The 17,698-nt window shown below is 61.0% G+C and carries 14 protein-coding genes; 13 read left to right on the forward strand and 1 reads right to left on the reverse strand.

The features are described from left to right. Nucleotides 1-117: 117 nt before the first annotated feature. The gene (locus HHL09_RS03035) at nt 118-2,826 is read left to right on the forward strand and encodes a CHAT domain-containing protein (RefSeq protein ID WP_169453016.1); all 2,709 of its coding nucleotides are present in this window, start codon (nt 118-120) and stop codon (nt 2,824-2,826) included. Here the strand turns inward: HHL09_RS03035 and HHL09_RS03040 are convergent. Beyond that, a complete protein-coding gene (locus tag HHL09_RS03040) occupies nt 2,823-3,929 on the reverse strand; it encodes a hypothetical protein (RefSeq protein WP_169453017.1) in 1,107 nt (368 codons plus the stop codon). The genes HHL09_RS03035 and HHL09_RS03040 overlap by 4 nt on opposite strands. Before the next feature lie 113 nt (nt 3,930-4,042). On the opposite strand from HHL09_RS03040, the gene HHL09_RS03045 reads away from it, so the two are divergent. The 12 genes from HHL09_RS03045 (at nt 4,043) to HHL09_RS03105 (ending at nt 17,502) form a co-directional block, all read left to right on the forward strand. Beyond that, the gene (locus HHL09_RS03045) at nt 4,043-4,963 is read left to right on the forward strand and encodes a hypothetical protein (protein WP_169453018.1); all 921 of its coding nucleotides are present in this window, start codon (nt 4,043-4,045) and stop codon (nt 4,961-4,963) included. 40 nt (nt 4,964-5,003) lie between these two features. Continuing rightward, entirely contained in the window at nt 5,004-5,600 is a 597-nt protein-coding gene (locus tag HHL09_RS03050) for a hypothetical protein (RefSeq protein ID WP_169453019.1), read from the forward strand. Nucleotides 5,601-5,931: 331 nt separating this feature from the next. Beyond that, nucleotides 5,932-7,323 carry an AI-2E family transporter gene (locus tag HHL09_RS03060; RefSeq protein WP_205760968.1) on the forward strand — a complete coding sequence of 464 codons (1,392 nt, stop codon included), beginning with the start codon at nt 5,932-5,934 and terminating at the stop codon, nt 7,321-7,323. A gap of 45 nt (nt 7,324-7,368) precedes the next feature. Beyond that, nucleotides 7,369-8,679: a peptidylprolyl isomerase gene (locus HHL09_RS03065; RefSeq protein ID WP_169453020.1), complete on the forward strand. Its 1,311-nt coding sequence runs from the start codon at nt 7,369-7,371 to the stop codon at nt 8,677-8,679. A 54-nt stretch (nt 8,680-8,733) separates the two neighbouring features. Further along, nucleotides 8,734-9,837 carry a 3-isopropylmalate dehydrogenase gene (gene leuB / locus HHL09_RS03070; RefSeq protein ID WP_169453021.1) on the forward strand — a complete coding sequence of 368 codons (1,104 nt, stop codon included), beginning with the start codon at nt 8,734-8,736 and terminating at the stop codon, nt 9,835-9,837. A 173-nt stretch (nt 9,838-10,010) separates the two neighbouring features. Continuing rightward, on the forward strand, nt 10,011-10,472 hold the full coding sequence (locus HHL09_RS03075; protein ID WP_169453022.1) for a hypothetical protein: 462 nt from the start codon (nt 10,011-10,013) through the stop codon (nt 10,470-10,472). Nucleotides 10,473-10,522: 50 nt separating this feature from the next. Further along, nucleotides 10,523-11,530: a beta-ketoacyl-ACP synthase III gene (locus HHL09_RS03080; protein ID WP_169453023.1), complete on the forward strand. Its 1,008-nt coding sequence runs from the start codon at nt 10,523-10,525 to the stop codon at nt 11,528-11,530. Nucleotides 11,531-12,152: 622 nt separating this feature from the next. Further along, a complete protein-coding gene (locus tag HHL09_RS03085) occupies nt 12,153-14,006 on the forward strand; it encodes a POT family MFS transporter (RefSeq protein ID WP_169453024.1) in 1,854 nt (617 codons plus the stop codon). A gap of 8 nt (nt 14,007-14,014) precedes the next feature. After that, nucleotides 14,015-14,821 carry a TatD family hydrolase gene (locus HHL09_RS03090; RefSeq protein ID WP_169453025.1) on the forward strand — a complete coding sequence of 269 codons (807 nt, stop codon included), beginning with the start codon at nt 14,015-14,017 and terminating at the stop codon, nt 14,819-14,821. Between the two features lie 110 nt (nt 14,822-14,931). Beyond that, entirely contained in the window at nt 14,932-15,570 is a 639-nt protein-coding gene (locus HHL09_RS03095; protein ID WP_169453026.1) for a LysM peptidoglycan-binding domain-containing protein, read from the forward strand. A gap of 18 nt (nt 15,571-15,588) precedes the next feature. Continuing rightward, nucleotides 15,589-16,566: a TlpA family protein disulfide reductase gene (locus tag HHL09_RS03100; protein ID WP_169453027.1), complete on the forward strand. Its 978-nt coding sequence runs from the start codon at nt 15,589-15,591 to the stop codon at nt 16,564-16,566. A gap of 159 nt (nt 16,567-16,725) precedes the next feature. Then, entirely contained in the window at nt 16,726-17,502 is a 777-nt protein-coding gene (locus HHL09_RS03105; protein ID WP_169453028.1) for a BlaI/MecI/CopY family transcriptional regulator, read from the forward strand. Nucleotides 17,503-17,698 lie beyond the last annotated feature (196 nt).

The following is a 17,698-nucleotide window of genomic DNA, read 5'->3' on the forward strand; positions in this document are numbered from 1 at the left end:
TGAAGGCGGAATGATGGCTCGATCTGCCGGGTAGACTTGCCCGGCAGGCCGGGATCAGGAATGCTGTGGACAAGGGGCGGCTAGAAAAGCGCCCCGCGCCATTTCGCGTCCGCCAGCATGTTGCTCCCCACCCGTCGTCTCCTATACCTGTCCGGCTTGTTTCTGCTGTCCGGGGTGCTGCGCGCGGCGGATCTCGATGCGGCCATATCGGCTAACGATCTCGAGGCTGCGGAGACCGAACTGGAGCAACTGGTCTCCGACTGGCGCACAGCCCGGGAGAAACAGCCGGGAGAAGAGAGCTCGCGTGAACTCGGGGTGACACTCCAAGCACTTGGCATCATCGAACGCCAGGCGGGCAAGCCGAAGGAGGCCCTGCCTCATCTGGAAGAGGCGATAAAGCTCTTGGCCAATGCAGACGCCGCAGCCCGGGCCGATGCCCTGGAAGCACTCGCCCTTACCCTGCAGGACCTCGGTGAAGCCGCGGCTGCAGAGACACATCTGCGCCAAGTCATCGAACTTCGCGAAAGCCTCCCCCAAGAAAACAAGGAGCCCTCCCTCTCCACCAGTCGCGATCACCTTGCGCTGAACTTGCTCGCCCAAGGCAAGTATGCCGGGGCCGATGAACTGATTCGCGAGAATCTCGCCAGGACAAGCCCGGAGGATACGGAGGCCAGAGCCCGACGACTTGGCTATTCAGGACGCTATCTGCACACGATGGGCAGTCATTCACGGGCGGCGGAGGCTTTCCGCGAAGCCCTGGCCCTCCCATTTGAAAACTCGGAGCTCCGCCTTTCCTTGGAGAGCCAGCTCGCGCTCGCCCAATTGCGGCTTGGGAAAACCGACGAGGCGCGCAGGGGCATGGAAAAAGCGACAGAGGACGCTTCGGCCTTTTACTCGGCTCCGGGAGATTCCTTTCGCGCGGCCCCCTATTTGAACAGTCTCGGTGCTCTGGATCTCGCGCTAGGAAATCCGCTTCAGGCCCGGATCGCCTTCGCCGAAGCACTTGAGCTTCTGGAAACATCCTTGGGCTCCGATCATCCTTCCTTGATCTCCCCGCTCAACAATCTGGGCTGTGCGGATCAGGCCGCGGGAAACTATGCGGAAGCAGAGAAAAGCCTCCGCCGTGCCGCAAGCTTGCAAGCCGCACATCTGCCGCGACTCCACCTGCGCGTCGCGGAAACGGCACGGAATCTCGCCCGCAATGCAGTGCTCTCTGGCACTCCGGATGCAGCCAAGGAAGTCGATGATGCCACCCGCCTCGGCCTGGGCCTGCTTGAGGAACTGATCGTCCACGGCACCGAACAAGAGCGGCTCAACTTCCTGCAACGGCTCGACCTCGTATCACTGCCCTGCTCGACGGGAGATGCATCACGAATCGCCGACGTATTGATCGCCACCAAAGCCCGCCTGCTGGACTCGATGCTCGGTTCACAGGTGGAACACGCGGCCAAGGTCCAGCACTGGCGACAGGTCCAGTCAGCGATGAAGCCGGGGACGGCCCTCATTGATACTTGCCGCTACCTGACCGTCTCCCCCGATCCGGAGGAGCGCTACGGCGCGATTGTCCTGCTATCGGAAGGCGATCCCAAATGGGTGCCGCTGGGCAGTTCCGAAGACCTCCAACAAGGGCTCGACGCTTTCCGCAGACGGCTGTCGTGGAAGGCCGCCCAACTCGCGGGCAAGGCGACGACTCCGCCCGTGCTCAAACTGCGCGGCAGCCTGAGATCGCTTCACGATGAGTTCTGGGCACCGCTTGCGCGGGAAATTCCAGATGACACCAAGCATCTTGCCTTTTCCCCGGACGGCGCGCTGCACTTCTTGCCTCTGCCCGCCCTCCTCGATGGATCCATGACCCCGCTCTGCGAGAACTATCTCCAGATCACCACGGTGACCAGCGCCCGGGATCTCTGCGGAGCTCCAACCGCGCACCCTCTCTCGGCCTCGCCATGGACTCTGCTGGGGGTTTCTTCTTTTCCCAAGCGGCAGCATCCTCCCGGCGAGGACCGCCTGCTCGGGCTGCTTGCGGAGCTCGATGACATGCCCGGTACCGCAGATGAACTGGCACGACTCCGAGAGCTGGCACCAAAGGACTCCACCTTCCTGAATGACGCCGCTGCCACCGAGTCGGCTTTGAGGTCCCTGCCTCAAGCACCCGGGGTGCTGCACCTCGGCTGCCACGCCTTCTTTCTATCAGGAGAAGCCAGGTCGGGTGATCCGCTGGATTTCGACGAGAATGCGGAGCTCCTCTTCTCCGGGGGCCTGCTGCTCCATCGCGCTGCACTGAGAGAACCCGACGCCCCGGCTCTCTCTCCTGATGACGACCTGCTCTTTCCCGTTGAAGTGGCGGACTTGCCGCTTCAGGGGACCCGGTTGGTCACTCTTTCTTCCTGCGAGTCCGGAGCGGGCACGGCCGTCTCCGGCGAGGGCCTGCTGGGCCTGCGCCGCGGCTTCGCGCTGGCCGGCGCGCGGGAGGTTCTCGTCGCTCTTTGGCCCGTATCGGATCGTTCCACTCCGGAGTTCATGGAGCGCTTCTACCAGCTGGCCATCGCATCGGACCGCACAGGACAAGCGCTATGGCAGAGCCAGCGGGAATTCCTCTCGAAAGCCAAAACAGACGATGAGTTCGAGGCAGCTGTTTTGAGATATGCCCCCTTCGTTCTGAGTCAGAATGAACCCTTGGCCACCGGTGGTGAAATTGTCGTGACCGGAAAGCGGGAAATCCCATGGAAAATGGCATGGGTGCTGGCACCCTTGCTGGTGTTCCTTGCGGCAAGGCAGGCGGGCCGAAGAAACAAATCCACCCCGGAAAAATCACCCGCCCCTTAACGCTTCGTGCCACCGTCGCCACCTCGCATGCCGAAGAAGGAGGCACGCTGGAGCATCGGCTTGTTGCCACGGTCGTGACTGGCCACCTGCTGGGTCTGGCGCTTGCGATCACGTCCGCCATCCGCGTTCGCGGACATGGGCGTATTGTTGACCAGCATGCGGGATGAAGCCGCATTGGTTCCATCCGGACGCTTGAGCGCGGGAAGCTTGAGGGTCGAGGTGCTGATCGCGGAGGCGGAGTCGCCATCATTCCGCTCCAGCGAGGAAGCCTTCACCTCGAGCTTCCCGTTTACCGTGAGATTGCCGATGATGATGCCCTTGGAGTCCTTGGTCACCTTACCGTTCTTACCTACCTCGAGAAAGATCCGTTGGGCACCGGTGCCGACACTGAGCGTACCTTCGTTGGAGATCTGTTTGCCCGCAGCGATCTCGATGTGGCTGGCGCGGGTCTTGCCCAGATGGAGCACGAAACCTTGATCGCCGGTTTGCTTGAGTCTCTGCGTGCCATCCCGCGAAATCTTCACTTCCGAGCCACCGGCAAGAAACGCGGCACCCTTCGCATTCAATTTCCCATCCTCGCGCAGTTCCACCGTGCGGCCAGCCAGTACGATGTCGCCATCCGTGGCCTTGATCGACCCTTCCACGATCAGATTCCTCATGGCTCCTCCGGAAAGCGTGAAATCGCCACCTCCCAAAAAGGCAGCCTTGTCGACATTGAGCGTCGAAAGGGTCACCGACTTCGCGGAGATGTCTCCGCTCACCACTAGCGTGGCGTTGGGCGAGAAGAAGCCCACGTTTCCATTCGAGGTCACGTTGCCGGAGAGCATGTTCACCCCGGTGCCATTCAGCATGTTGACCACGCTATCCCCGCCCACGAAGTCGAAGACAAGCTCGCTGCCGTAAGGAAGGTTGAACCCGTTCCAATCAAATATGGAATTCGAGTTGATGGTAAAAACCATCCGGGTGCCCGAAGGCGTCGCCTGCGAAACCCATGTAGCAGTACCCGGCGTGGAGAGCACGGGATTGCCAATGGTCTGGGCGTGCAGGGGTACAGTGAGGAGGGCCGGAATTAACCCGGCAAGGGGGAACAGGCTGGTTTTCATTTCGACGCGGGTTCGGTGGGACTTGGCGACCGCTCGTTAATTTTGAAAATAAGGATAACCTAGAGGCTTGCAAAGCATTCTTTTTTGGTATTTTCTACTTTCCGCTGCACCTAATGTCCCCCGATCACCCCCAGAGACACCTCGAAAAGTGTTGGGAAGCCTGCTGGCATCGCGCTCGCAGGCCGGTGGAAGGCGTGCTTGTGCCAGAGGAACAGGCGGCGGAAATCGCCGAGCGTGTCCTGCGGAATATCTGCCTCGATTATGAGGAGATGCCTCCCGAGGCGGAATTCGCCGCACGCGTGGTCCAGGAAACCGCCGAGGTCACCCGCGAACTCGTGGCCGGACAGCGCCGGAAAGTCGCGGATCCCCAGCTTCACCACGACCCTTCGGACCGCCGCTATCCCCAGAATCTCGATCTCGACCGCCTCCAGCATCTCCATCCCCAGCGTGGCTTCAGCGACGCCGAATGGAACCGCCTCCCCCGAGTGCTGCGCCCGCTGGCTCTCGCGACACTCAGTAAAAAGGGCATCCAAGGCCCTGACGCAGAAGACGTTTTCAACGACACACTTGTCGAACTCGTGCGCGAGCGGGAGGAAAGCCGCACCGCCCCGATCCAAGAACCCCGGGTCTTTGAAGAACTCATTCCCCTTCACTCCCGCATCGTCCAATTCCGCGCCATCGACTGGTTCCGCCGGCGTACCGCGCTGAAAAACCAGCCGAACTCCGGAGACAGCTTGGAAGCGATGACCGATGACCCGGATCGCCCTATCCAATTCGAGGATTCCTCCACCGGTCGCCTCAGCTTCGAGCAGATCTACGCCGAGTGTAAAGAGGCTCTGAGCAAGCAGGAGTGGCAGCTGATCTATACTCTGTACGTCGGACAAACGGCCACGATCCAAGATCTGATCATGGACGACGCCTTCTGCTCCCGGCTCGGCATCAAGGCCGGAGCCTCGGCGTCGACCCGCCGCCGGGCGATCAGCGAGATGGTCGAGGAAGCCCTCGATAAAATCAGGGAAAATTTAGTATTTTGAAAATCGGATATCTCGGACTGCGATTGGAACCTTAACCTCCATGCAACTCGAACTCCCAGAACGCCTCCTCGTCACCCGCGATGTTCTGACCCGCAGTCTCCTCGCGCACCCGGAAGAAAAGGCGCCTGCCATGCCGGCAAGCCTTGCTGCCGATCTGGCGGGCCGTTTCGCGCCGAAAGCCGCGTCTCGCAAGGATTCCGCCTGCATCTCCTGGCTGGATAAGGTGAAGAACTTCCTGGCGACTCCCGGCTTTGGAGCCGTGGCAGCAGCGGTGGTGGTGCTTGGCGTGGCCGTCCCGATGTTCTCGCAGGGAGATCATGCGGCACCCAAGGAAAGCTTCCGCGGCGGCGAGGCAATCGTCGCGACCGGAGAGCAGACCCGGATCTTCTTCGTCGGTGAGAATGCCGAGATCCGCGCCGCCGTGGAGTCCTCCGGGAATTTCGAATCTTCCGCCTTGGCTACCGCGCCTAGCGTGGAGGCCGTGAAGGAAGAAAGAGGCGCGAAAGTCGTTGTCGATCTGAACACCGGCACGGTCACGGCCTATGGCGCTGACGGTGAAGCGCTTTCCCAGAAGATGATTCCCACCGATACCTCCAAGGTCGCTGGCGTCATCGCGAAGATGGTCGCGGGACTCTGAGCCATCGCTCGGATTGATCGATTTCCAAGCCTGCAGCGCATCCTTTCGGTGCCTGCAGGCTTTCTGCGTATTTCCCGCCGCACGTGATTGCGTGATAGCAGAAGGGGGCAAAATCGGACATCGTGTTCTCGTAAGCAACGCCATCCCCCCAACGGCCGAGCTTCCAATCCCCCCGCAGAACATCCCCCCAAAACAATAACCCGCTGCTCGTTTCCCCCGACGATACAGCGGGTTCTTCTTTTCTCCCCTTCTCCGTCTCCCGGAGCCGTTCCAACCCCCGGCGGATTTTCCATCCCTATCCGGGAAAGAATCTGCTAGAAGAGCCCCGCAGATGGCGCGCTACCCCACCCGATTCCAGCTCCGCACCCTATGGAATGCGGCCACCGGCGTCTCAATTTTGATCTTGGGAGCCCTGATCGTCGGGCTGATCTGGCTGATTGGTAAGATCTTCGGCTTCCTCCAGCCCGTGCTTGTGCCCCTCGCCGTCTCGGCGATCACAGCTTACCTGCTGGACCCCGTGGTAAGGCTTTTCCAGAAACGCGGATTTTCCCGGCGCTGGTCGGTGGTCTCGGTTTTCGCGACCTTCACCCTCCTGGTGGGAGGCTTGGTCGGGATCATGATCCCTTTGGTCGGCGGACAGATCCATGAGTTCCAAGAGCAGCGGCAGGCCATGGCCGAACAAGCACAGGCACAGCTGCAAAGCCCGGCCGAACAGGAAGCGATCGAAAAGAATCCCGCCGCCGATCCCAAGCGACCCTTCGATGAGGTGATCGTGGACCTCCTCGTCGATGCCCGGAACAAAAACGCTTGGGCCAAGCCATTCATCGATCCCCTCCTCGCTCCACCCGCCGCAGACGAGGCCTCCGCACCCAAGGCACGCATCGACGCCCAGTTGGATACCCTCGCTGAAGAAGGTCGCCCGCTTGAACATGGGATTGTGCCGAGAAACACCGAACTGTGGGCCAAGGGAGAAGGTTATCTCGACGAAATCTTCGGCTGGATCAAGGGCGGCGCTGGCAAGGTCCTCGGCTTCCTCGGTCTCGCACTCGGCTTTCTCATGGTGCCGATCTACCTCTACTACATTCTGAACGAGAGCGCCGCGATCAAGGAGCACTGGCATGACTACGTTCCGCTGAAGGCGTCCCGCTTCAAAACGGAACTCGTGGAGACCTTGAATGAGATCAATCGCTACCTCATCTCATTCTTCCGCGGGCAAGTCCTCGTCGCTTTCATTGATGGCATGCTCGTCGGCATCGCTTTGACGATCTTTGGCCTGCCGCTCGGCTTGCTGATCGGGATCCTCATGGCCGCGCTCGGCATCATTCCTTACATCGGGAATATCATCACGCTGATCCCCGCCTGCGTGCTCGCCTGGTTCCACTTCAGCATTCCGGAGAACCAAGGTTGGCTTGGTGCGAATCCATGGGCCTACGTCGGGGCGGTGGTGGCCATCTTCATCATCGTGCAGCAGATCAACTCGCTGGTGACCGCACCGAAGATCGTGGGCGATTCCGTGGGACTGCATCCGATGACCGTGATTTTCTCGATGCTCTTCTGGTCCTTGATCCTCGGAGGCTTCGTGGGTGCCCTGCTCGCAGTGCCTCTCACCGCCGCCGTGAAGGTGCTCTTTCGCCGCTATATCTGGGAGCGCAAGCTGAAGGAAGAATCGGATGACAAGGACGATCGCTATGAGGAGTGGGAGCCTTCCGAATCGGAGGCCTGAGGGCCACCGAGCCGAAGCTTGCCTCTGGGCGTGATCCGTGGCGGCATGCGCCACGTGTTCGCCAAGCTTGCCCTTTCCGCCCTGGCCCTCGCCCTCACGTCTGCCGCGCAAGCACAGATCTACGCGGACTTCACGGTCTCCCACGGGAGCACCCCGCTGGGCACCTTCCGCGCCAAGCTCGAATATCAGAAGGCGCCCCGCACCTGCGCGAATTTCATCGGCCTCGCCACCGGCCGCCGCCCGTGGATCAAGGTAAGCAGCGGCCAGATCATGGAGAACAAGCCCTACTACAACGGGCTGACCTTCCATCGACTGATTCATAATTTCATGATCCAAGGTGGATCGCCGAACGGACTGGGCACCGATGGTCCGGGATACGTGATCCAAGATGAATATGATGCCACCCTCCGCCACTCGGGCCGCTACTTCCTCTCCATGGCGAAGAGCAACCTCCCCGGCACCGGAGGCTCGCAGTTCTTCATCACTTTCGAACCTTCTCCATCCCTCGACGACAAGCACTCGGTCTTCGGCGAGGTGATCGAGGGCAAAGCGGTGATCGATGCCTTCACCAACGCGGCGAATTTTCCGACCGACCGCACGGCCGCCGGCGCCGCTCCGGGTGATCCTGCTTACTCGGACAAACCGGTCACCCCGATCAAGATGGACTCGGTCGTGATCAGCGGACTAGGTCTGGAAAGCTTCGATCTCGATAATCCCGCACTGGGTCTGCCGGTGATTACCCGCACGCCCCTGGTTGGGACTCGTAACAACGCAAACAAAACGTTCGCGGTGACTTTCGAGCGCGGCTTCCAGACGGAACATCTGATCACCTATTCGACGGACCTCCAGAATTGGACCTACCTCCGGAATATCCGGAGCGCCGATACCGTGGAGGACTTCACCTACACCATGACCGGAGTGACGTTTCCCAGATTCTACGCGGCTAGCGCACGGATCGACTACGGTTTCCTGCCCAACCCGCCATCCGCCTTCCTCCCGGCAGGAAGCCAGCTCCGCCTTCTCGATCGCTCTGGAAAAGCGATGACACTGGTATCGAATGGGACCGGAGGAGGAACATGGAACCACAGCAACGGAAGCAGCGGAAATCTGACCAGCCTGACGACGGCCGATGGATCGGTCAGCACCGGCTTTTTCTCGAATGCCTCCTCGTCCGCCCATCTGTTCCCCCTCGCCCAAGTGAATGCCACCTTTAGCAGCGCGGCGGGCCCGGACGCTTGGACATCCCTGGGCCTGATTCTCTCTTTTCACTCGGCGAAGACCGGCTGGGTGGAGGGTAGCGCGGTGAAGGGTTCAGGGTCGGTGGCAGTGCAGCAGTCCTTTGCCATCACTCCCTAGACGTGCCGCAATCAACCCTTGGCGTTCCGGAATTCGCCTCCTAGCGTCCCGCCCATGTCTCGCAGCTACCGCATTGCAGTTCTTTCCGGCGACGGGATCGGCCCGGAAGTCATGACCGAAGCCCTCCGCGTGCTCGACGCCGTGGAAGCGAAGTTCGGTTTCACCACCACCCGCGAAGAGCGCCTGGTCGGCGGTGCGGCGATCGATGCCACCGGACACCCGCTGCCTACGGAGACCGTCGCATCCTGCGAGCAGAGCGATGGTATCCTCTTCGGCTCCGTCGGTGGCCCGAAGTGGGAAAGCCTTCCGCCGGACATCCAGCCGGAGCGCGGCGCGCTGCTGCCCATCCGCAAGCATTTCGGCCTTTTCGCAAACCTGCGTCCGGGCGTCTGCCTGCCTTCCCTCACCCACGCTTCGCCGGTGAAGAACGAGCTCATCCCGAATGGCTTCAACGTGCTCTGCGTGCGTGAGCTCACCGGTGGTGTCTACTTCGGCCAGCCGAAAGGCCGCGAGGAACGCGACGGCGAGCCGGTGGCCTTCGACACGATGATCTATCGCAAGAGCGAGATCGACCGCATCCTGCGCGTCGCTTTCACCGCCGCGATGGGACGCGGCAAGCGCCTCGTCTCCGTGGACAAGGCAAACGTCCTCGCCACCTCCGTCCTGTGGCGCGAGACCGCCGTGGAAGTCGCGAAGGATTTCCCGGAAGTGGAACTCAGCCACCTTTATGTGGACAATGCCGCGATGCAGCTCGTGCGTCGTCCGGATTCCTTCGACGTGCTCGTGACGGAGAATCTCTTCGGTGACATCCTCTCGGATGAAATGGCCATGATCTCCGGATCCCTCGGCATGCTGCCCTCCGCTTCGCTGGGCAAGCAGAAGGAAGGCGGCCTTTACTTCGGCATGTATGAGCCTTCCGGCGGTTCCGCTCCGGACATCGCGGGTAAGGGAGTCGCGAACCCCATCGCTCAGATCCTCTCCGCTGCCATGCTCCTGCGCTTCTCTCTCGGCGAGAACGAGGCTGCCTCTGCGATCGAAGCCGCTGTGGCGAAGGCCATCGACGATGGCTTCCGGACCGGCGACATCGCGACCGGTGCCGCGGGCGAGACGAAAGTCGGAACCACAGGCATGGGCGATGCAGTTCTGGCGCGCCTCTGAAGCATCCTTTTTAAAAAGGGCCGATTCCGCGAGGGATCGGCCCTTCTTTTTTAGGATTCGACTTCACAGCCGCCCAAATCTTTAAAGATCACACTTCGCGTGAAGAAGATCTCCTGAGTCGGAGTCTATCCTGTCTCATGCATGCTCCGACTTCCCTGCCACGATCCTGGTTCTTGCATTCTCGGACCTTCTGGTTGGGGCTGCTGGTGACGGTGTTCTGTACTTGGTTGCTCATCGATTCGCACATCAACACCACCCTCATCCGCACCATCCACCGCGGATCATGGAAGGACTGGTCGTCATACAGCAGCTTCCCACCCGGAACTCCCGACGAGACAGGATCATGGATGCTAGGCCTCTCAGGTGGTGCGATCCAAGCCACCTGGCTCGACGAGATCGGCCCGGATTCCGACTACTCCGGATCCGACGAGCGGGAAAAAGCGGACCCTCGCCTCCGCAAGATTTGGCTTCCGGAAATCGAAAACGAGCGGGATTCGGTCATGCGGTCACGCGGAATGCGTCTTCCCACCTGGCTATTTCTAGCCGCTTGGCTGGGGATCTGGCCCCGCCTGCTTGTCAAATCAAGGAATCGGCACCGCTCCTATCTCGCTCCGGAAGCTTCCCCGGTTCCCTGAGCCTTCGCACTTGCCACCCTGCCCCCCGGTTTCCAAAGTCCGCGCCGTTCATGAGCGACGCCGCCTATTCCTCTCCGCACCAAGTTTGCATCGCCGGCACTGGCAGCTACTTGCCCGAGAAGATCCTGACCAATGGCGACCTGGCAAAAATCGTCGAGACTTCCGATGAATGGATCGTCGAGCGCACCGGCATCCGGGAGCGCCGCATCGCAGGAGAGCATGAGTATACCTCCCACATGGCCGCGAAGGCCGCGGAAAAGGCCCTGGAACAAGCTGGCATCGCGGCAGCGGATGTGGAGCTGATCATCGTGGCCACCATCACGCCGGACACCTTGACCCCGGCGACCGCCTGCTACGTGCAGCAGCAACTCGGAGCCGTTCGTGCGGTCGCTTTCGATATTTCCGCCGCCTGCTCTGGCTTCCTTTACGCGATGAAGATCGCGAAGCGCCTGATTTCGGATGGTGCCTTCACCAATGCCCTGATCATTGGTGCTGAGAAACTCTCCTCCTTTATCAACTGGGAAGACCGCACCACCTGCGTGCTCTTTGGCGATGGCGCCGGTGCCGCGGTCCTGCGCCGTGCTGAGCCCGAGGAAGGTTCGATCATCGCGACCGAGATGGGCACCGATGGCCGCCTCACCCACCTGCTGAATATCCCCGGCGGTGGCTCGGCCTGCCCGATCACCATCGACAATGCCGGCCTCCGTCTCGCGAGCCTGGCCATGATGGGTAAGGAAGTCTTCAAACATGCGGTCAACCGCATGAAGGAATCCGCCGAGCGCGTCATCGAGCGCGCGGGACTGAAGCCGGAGGACATCGCTCTCGTGGTGCCCCACCAGGCGAACCTTCGCATCATCGATGCCATTGCGGATCGCCTCACCGTCCCGCGCGACCGGGTCTTTGTGAATCTCGAGAAATACGGGAATACTTCCGCCGCCGCCGTGGCGATCGCACTCGACGAAGCCAACCGGACCGGAGCCATCAAGCGCGGTGACCACCTCGTGCTCGTCGTTTTCGGAGCAGGACTCACTTGGGCCGCTGCTGCCGTGCGCTGGTAAAGGACACCCCGTCAGAACGAGAGAGCCATCTGCGGCGCCGTCAACCCCGGACCGCCTCGCGTTCCCGCGCGCACCCCCAATCGTCACACCCAAGGCGCCTAACCGGAGTGGCGCTTTTCGAAACGCCCTAACGCGAACGGGCTTCTTTCAGAAGGCCTCGGATCGCCACTGCTCGTGGTGCGAATCGCGAGTCGCACTCTGCAAGGATGCCGGGAGGCATCTGACTTCTCCCGCCCCGTTTCGGTCAACCGTGGCAGTAGAAACCCGCCCCCGCACGGACCAAACTCTCCCCCAGCATGCTTTCGACTTGTACTTCCACTCCACCCGGATTCCCCGCTTCGACGTCCAATGGTAAAGGGTCGATGTTCGATATTCCCCTTCCCTCCCACCTGTTATTTTCCCTGTTATAACAGGCGGAACAGGCTCCGGATTTCAAAGCCCGCCCTCCTCGATCCGCATTCGGAAATGCGGCACCCGTCGTTCTCCCGCAACATCGCCCACCCTACCCAAAGCTTCCCCCAGCTTCGGCGCGGATGCTGCTTTCGCCGGGCGCGCAACGGCGCTTTACGTGAGGAAAAACAACTCCTAGCGTCCGCAGCAAGCTCCCGAAGAACACCTCCGCATGTCCAGTTATCGAACCTCCGCCTTGGATACCGACAAGATGCCACCCGGCATCCCCTACATCATCGGAAACGAAGCCGCGGAGCGCTTCTCCTTCTACGGGATGCGGACCATTCTCGTGGTCTTCATGGTGAATTATCTTCACCTGATGGATGGTGCGACGCTGAAGGGCATGTCGAATGCCGAGGCGAGCGAGCACTACCACCAGTTCACGAGCTGGGTATATTTCACACCGCTCTTCGGTGCCCTTTTGGCGGATATCTTCTGGGGGAAATACAGGACCATCCTTTGGCTCTCCCTGGCCTACTGCATAGGTCACGCATGCCTGGCGCTGATGGGCACCGTGGGTGATTCGAAGTGGTGGCTGCTCTCGGGCCTGCTCTTCATTTGCGTCGGCGCGGGTGGGATCAAACCTTGCGTCTCCGCACACGTCGGCGACCAATTTGGAAAGGCCAACCAGCACCGCCTCACGCGGGTCTACAATTGGTTCTACTTCTCGATCAATTTCGGATCCTTCTTCTCCACCGCCCTCACGCCTTGGCTGCTGGTAAAATATGGGCCGCATTGGGCCTTCGGCGTGCCCGGCGTCCTGATGGCCATCGCCACCTTCATGTTCTGGCTGGGCCGGAACCGCTTCGTTCACATTCCCCCGGCCGGAGCGGGCTTCGTTCGTGAGGCCTTCTCGCGCGATGGAATCGTCGCGCTCGGCAAGCTAATCCCCCTCTTCGTTTTCATCGCCGCCTTCTGGGCGCTCTACGATCAGACCGGGTCCTCCTGGGTGCTGCAAGCGCAGCAACTGGATCTCCAGCCCCTCCCCTTCCTCGATTGGAAATTCGAGGCCTCCGCCGTGCAGGCGGTAAATCCGATCCTCATCCTGATTTACATCCCGCTCTTCAATTACGTGATCTATCCGGCGGTGAACCGGGTCTTCAAGCTGACCCCGCTGCGCAAGCTGGCGATCGGCCTCTTCGTGATGGCCGCATCTTTCTGGCTCGTCGGCTGGGTTCAGGGGCGGATCGATGCAGGGGAAAGCCCCTCCGTGCGATGGCAGGTGGCTTGCTACATGATCATCACCGCCTCCGAGGTCATGGTCTCGATCGTGGGCCTCGAGTTCGCCTACACCCAGGCACCGAAGACGATGAAGTCCTGGGTCGTCGCCCTGTTCTACCTCTCCGTCTGGCTGGGCAATCAATTCACCGCCCAGATCAACCACCTCATCCAGATCCCGAGCGCCGCGGAAAGGCAGCTGACGGAGGCCATCAAGAACCTGCCCGCCGACTGGAAAGAATCTCCGCGCAATATCCTGCTGCCGGGGTACGACGGCAAGACGGGCACCGGCGATGACTTCGTGCAGCGGCTGACCTCCGGCAAGCCGGACACGCTGGAAATCCCGGGACAGCCGGCCTTTGAAAACGCCGCCGCGATCATCGAGGCGGATGCCCGCGCCAACGAGGACCGCCTGCCTCCGGAAACCGAACGCAATCTGGGCGAGGACTTCTGGGGAAATCCGATCCATTACAAGATCATCGACTCGACCCACTTCCGCCTGATGAGCGATGGCCCGGAGAGCAAGGCGAACAACCAGTGGAACCAAGGGCTCATCGTCACGGTCAAGAAGCCCGAGCCACCGAACGCCGCGGACTCATGGCTGGAACGCCGGAAAAAGGAACTCGGAATCCCTGAAGAAAAGGCCACCACCGAGACCATTTATTCACGCGCTGCTTTCTCGGGCGGTCAAACGAAGCTTGAAGGAGCCGCCTACTTCCATTTCTTCACATGGCTCATGCTCGGCACGGCGGTCGTCTTCGTTCCTTTCGCGATCGCCTACCGGCCGAAGACCTACCTTCACGATTGATCGATTCCGTGATCACCGATTCCCACTGCCACCTGGCGAGCTACAAGTTTTCCCGCGCTGAAGTCCCCGATCTGATCACCCGCGCCCATGAAGCAGGCGTCACCCGCATGGTGAGCTTGGTCACCGGGCTGGATGATCTCCACGCGAATCTCGAGATCGCCGCCGCCCATCCGGAGGTGGCGGTGTGCATCGGCATCCACCCTTGCGAGGTACATGAAGCTCCGGATGACGCCGTGGAGCAATTGCGCGCCCATGCGGCGGATCCTCGGGTCTGCGGGATCGGCGAGACGGGGCTCGATTACTATCATCCGGCCCCGGAGGGCTGGAATGAGATCGATTTCCGCGAGCGCCAGCGCCTCTTTCTCGACGAACATTTCCGCCTGGCAGCTGGCGCAGGCCTGAATGTGGTGATCCATACGCGCGACAAGAGCGGCGATGCCTCCTTCCAAGACGCACTCGCTATCTATAAGAAGCACGCGGGAAAGGTGCGCGCCGTGTTCCATTGCTTCATCGGCCCGGAGGCGAACGCACGCGAGGTGATCTCCTTGGGTGGCTTGGTTTCCTTCGGCGGCGTGGCCACCTTCAAGAATGCGGCTGACGTGCTCTCCACCGCAGTCGCCTTGCCCCTTGGGTCCTTCATGTTGGAGACGGACTCCCCGTACCTCGCGCCGGTGCCGCATCGCGGTCAACGCAATGAGCCATCATACGTGCGCCACGTTGCGGAGCATCTCGCGAAGAGTCGCGGCATCACGCTCGATGAACTTGCTCGTGCGACGACAACGAACGCATTGGACTTCTTCCGATTCGCTGGTTGATTCTCACCGCGAGACGAATTGAACGAACCAGAGGCTCGGCCTCGTTACTCATCCGATGTCGGCACTTTCCAAGAAGGCCGCCGCTTGCTAATCCCTGCCTGACGAAATCCATGAGTCCTTCACGCTACCTCGCACTCGCCGCTGCCGCCGCCACGCTTTCTTCCTGCTCGCTCTTCAAAAAGGGTGAAGAGAATTACGACACCGCAGGAGGAGATGCCGGAGCCTACGATACCTCGAATCCCTACGGCGTGCCCGGCGATGCTTCCGCCGAGTCCGTGCCCTATCAGGCAGTGAATCCACCGGCCGACAATCCGACCTACTCGCAGGCCGCGTACGAAGAGAACTCCGCGAGCCCGGCTGCAGCTGCACCTTCGGCTCCATCCCACTCCGCGCCCGCCGCTCATTCCGCTCCGGCTGGAAAGAGCGCGAGCCACACTGTCGTGAAGGGCGACACCCTCGGCGGCATCGCCCGCAAGTACGGCGTGAGCAGCGCTGCCATCAAGCAGGCGAACGGCATGACCAGCGATACAGTGGTGCTGGGCAAGCAACTCACCATCCCGGGTGCCTCCGGTCCGGTGGCGAAGTCCGCACCGGCCGCAAGCGCCGGTAGCAAGAGTCACACCGTCGTGAAGGGCGACACGCTCGCCAAGATCAGCCGCAAGTATGGCGTGAGCGTCGATGCGCTGAAGAAAGCGAACGGCATGAGCACCGACACCGTGGTGCTCGGTTCCAAGCTGCGCATCCCGTAACCAAAAACAAAACCGATCATGGTGCCTTCCGGACTTTCCCGCATCGCCGTGCTGCTCCTCGCCACGGCGATGGCGGTTGCCCAGGAGCCGAAGGCACCGGACGCGGAGGGAGGAGCTGCCTCTCCCGCCCCGAAGAAAGCCGCGCTCGAGCGTGTGATGTCCGAGCGCGGCACCGAAGCGGAATTCAGTGCCGCCCTTGCCAAGGCGAAGGAGGCCGGCATCCCGGACCAGGCACTCGTGGAAGCGAGGTTCCTCTACCACGTGGATCGCCAGGAGGACGAAAAACTGGCGGCCATGCTGCCGGAACTTCAGAAACGGAAGGACTCCTTCAAGCTGGAGGACTCGGAGATCTTCGCCGTGCGCGAGGATTGGCTCGCGGTGGTGGAGTATGTGGAAGCTCTCGCCGCGCTGAAAAAGGGCGACAAGGACCGCTTCAAGAAGCACATCACCGAAGCCTTCTGGCTGAGCCCGCGCCAAGGATCCGCCTTCGCACCGCACATCGATCGCCTGCGCATGGAAGAGGCCATGCGCGGCGTGAGGATCGATCTCGCGACCAAGCTGGCCTCCCTGCTCGCTGGCGAAGAGATCGATCTCGCCAGGCTGCTGAAGGATAAAAAAGCGCTGCTCCTCCATTTCTGGGCGCCATGGAACCAGGAGAGCGAAGCAAGCATGCCCGACTTCAAGGTCACGGCAGCTGAACTGCAGAAGAACGGGATCGCTGTCGTATCCCTGCTTGCCGACACCGAACCGGAAGCAATCCACGACGCAAAGGAGATCGTCTCCGAACTGGGAACACCACCGCCCGGAGCATGGCTGGTGGATCGCGAGAAGGACTCGCTGCACCGCTTGCTGCGCATCCAGAACCTTCCCTCGATGGTTCTGGTATCGCCGGAAGGACAGGTGCTCTTTAACGGCCACCCTTCCGAAGATGGCCTGTGGGAAGCGCTGGCGAAACTCTCGCCAGCCATCAAACGCCCGCCGGTAAAGGACGAATAGCGTGCCGCAAACAACTACGATAAACATCGTAGTTCGAAATCGGACTGGAAAAGCGCTGGTAAAAATTGTTTAATGTTTGCTAAAATTCGGATAGTTTGAACTTGACGGAATTGTGAACTACTAGCTTTATGGTGTCACGAACCCGGCGATCATAAGATCATGGCACGAGTCACACACCCCTCCAACCTCGAGCTCCAAGCATTGTCGGTATTGTGGCACGAGGGCCCATCTACGGTAAGCGCCGTACTTGAAACCCTTCCCGACGGGAAGGACAGGGCCTACACCACGGTACTCTCCGTGTTGCAGAGCCTCGAGCGAAAGAAGCTGGTGAAGCGTGTGCGCGACGGACGCGCGCATGTTTACGAAGCCGCGTTTTCGCAGGACACGATTGTCCGCCGTGCAGCGCACGACTTTCTGACAAACGCTTTCGGGGGCCGTCTCGGTGAGGCGATCCTCGCACTACTCTCCGCTGGCACGTTAACGCCGGATGAGAAAACCAACATCGAACGCGAACTCAAAAGACACAAAGCCATGGCTGCAAAGAAAACAGCAAAGAAGGCTGCCAAGAAGGCTCCGGCCAAGAAGGCCGCCGCCAAGAAGGCCGCGAAGAAGGCTCCGGCCAAGAAGGCCGCTGCTAAGAAAGCCCCCGCCAAGAAGGCTGCCAAGCCTGCGAAGAAGGCGGCGAAGAAGGTTGCAAAGAAGGCCACCAAGAAAGCTGCCAAGTCTGCAAAGAAGGCTGCCAAGAAGGCCGCCAAGAAGACCGTAGCGAAGAAGGCTGCCAAGAAGGCCGCTAAGAAGGCTCCGGCCAAGAAGGCTGCTAAGAAGGTTGCCAAAAAGGCCGCGAAGAAGGTCGCCAAGAAGGCTGCCAAGTCTGCGAAGAAGGCCGCTCCGGCAAAGAAGGCTGCCAAGAAGGCCGCCAAGAAAGCCGCGAAATAAGGCCCGTTCCCCATCCGCGAGAGGCCTCCCCGCCCAGTGCGCCGGAAGCCATCGCGTTGAGTCGAATGTCTCAAACGGCGGGGAGCTCCGGCTCCTCGCCCTTTTTCTTTCCCGCCCGGGAACCCCTTCAAAAAACCCGCTGGCCCGATGAAAAAATGGGTTGCATCCCCGCGAAGGTCCCCCCATTCTCCCGCCC

It is taken from the genome of Luteolibacter luteus (genome assembly GCF_012913485.1).
Classification (GTDB): domain Bacteria; phylum Verrucomicrobiota; class Verrucomicrobiia; order Verrucomicrobiales; family Akkermansiaceae; genus Haloferula; species Haloferula lutea.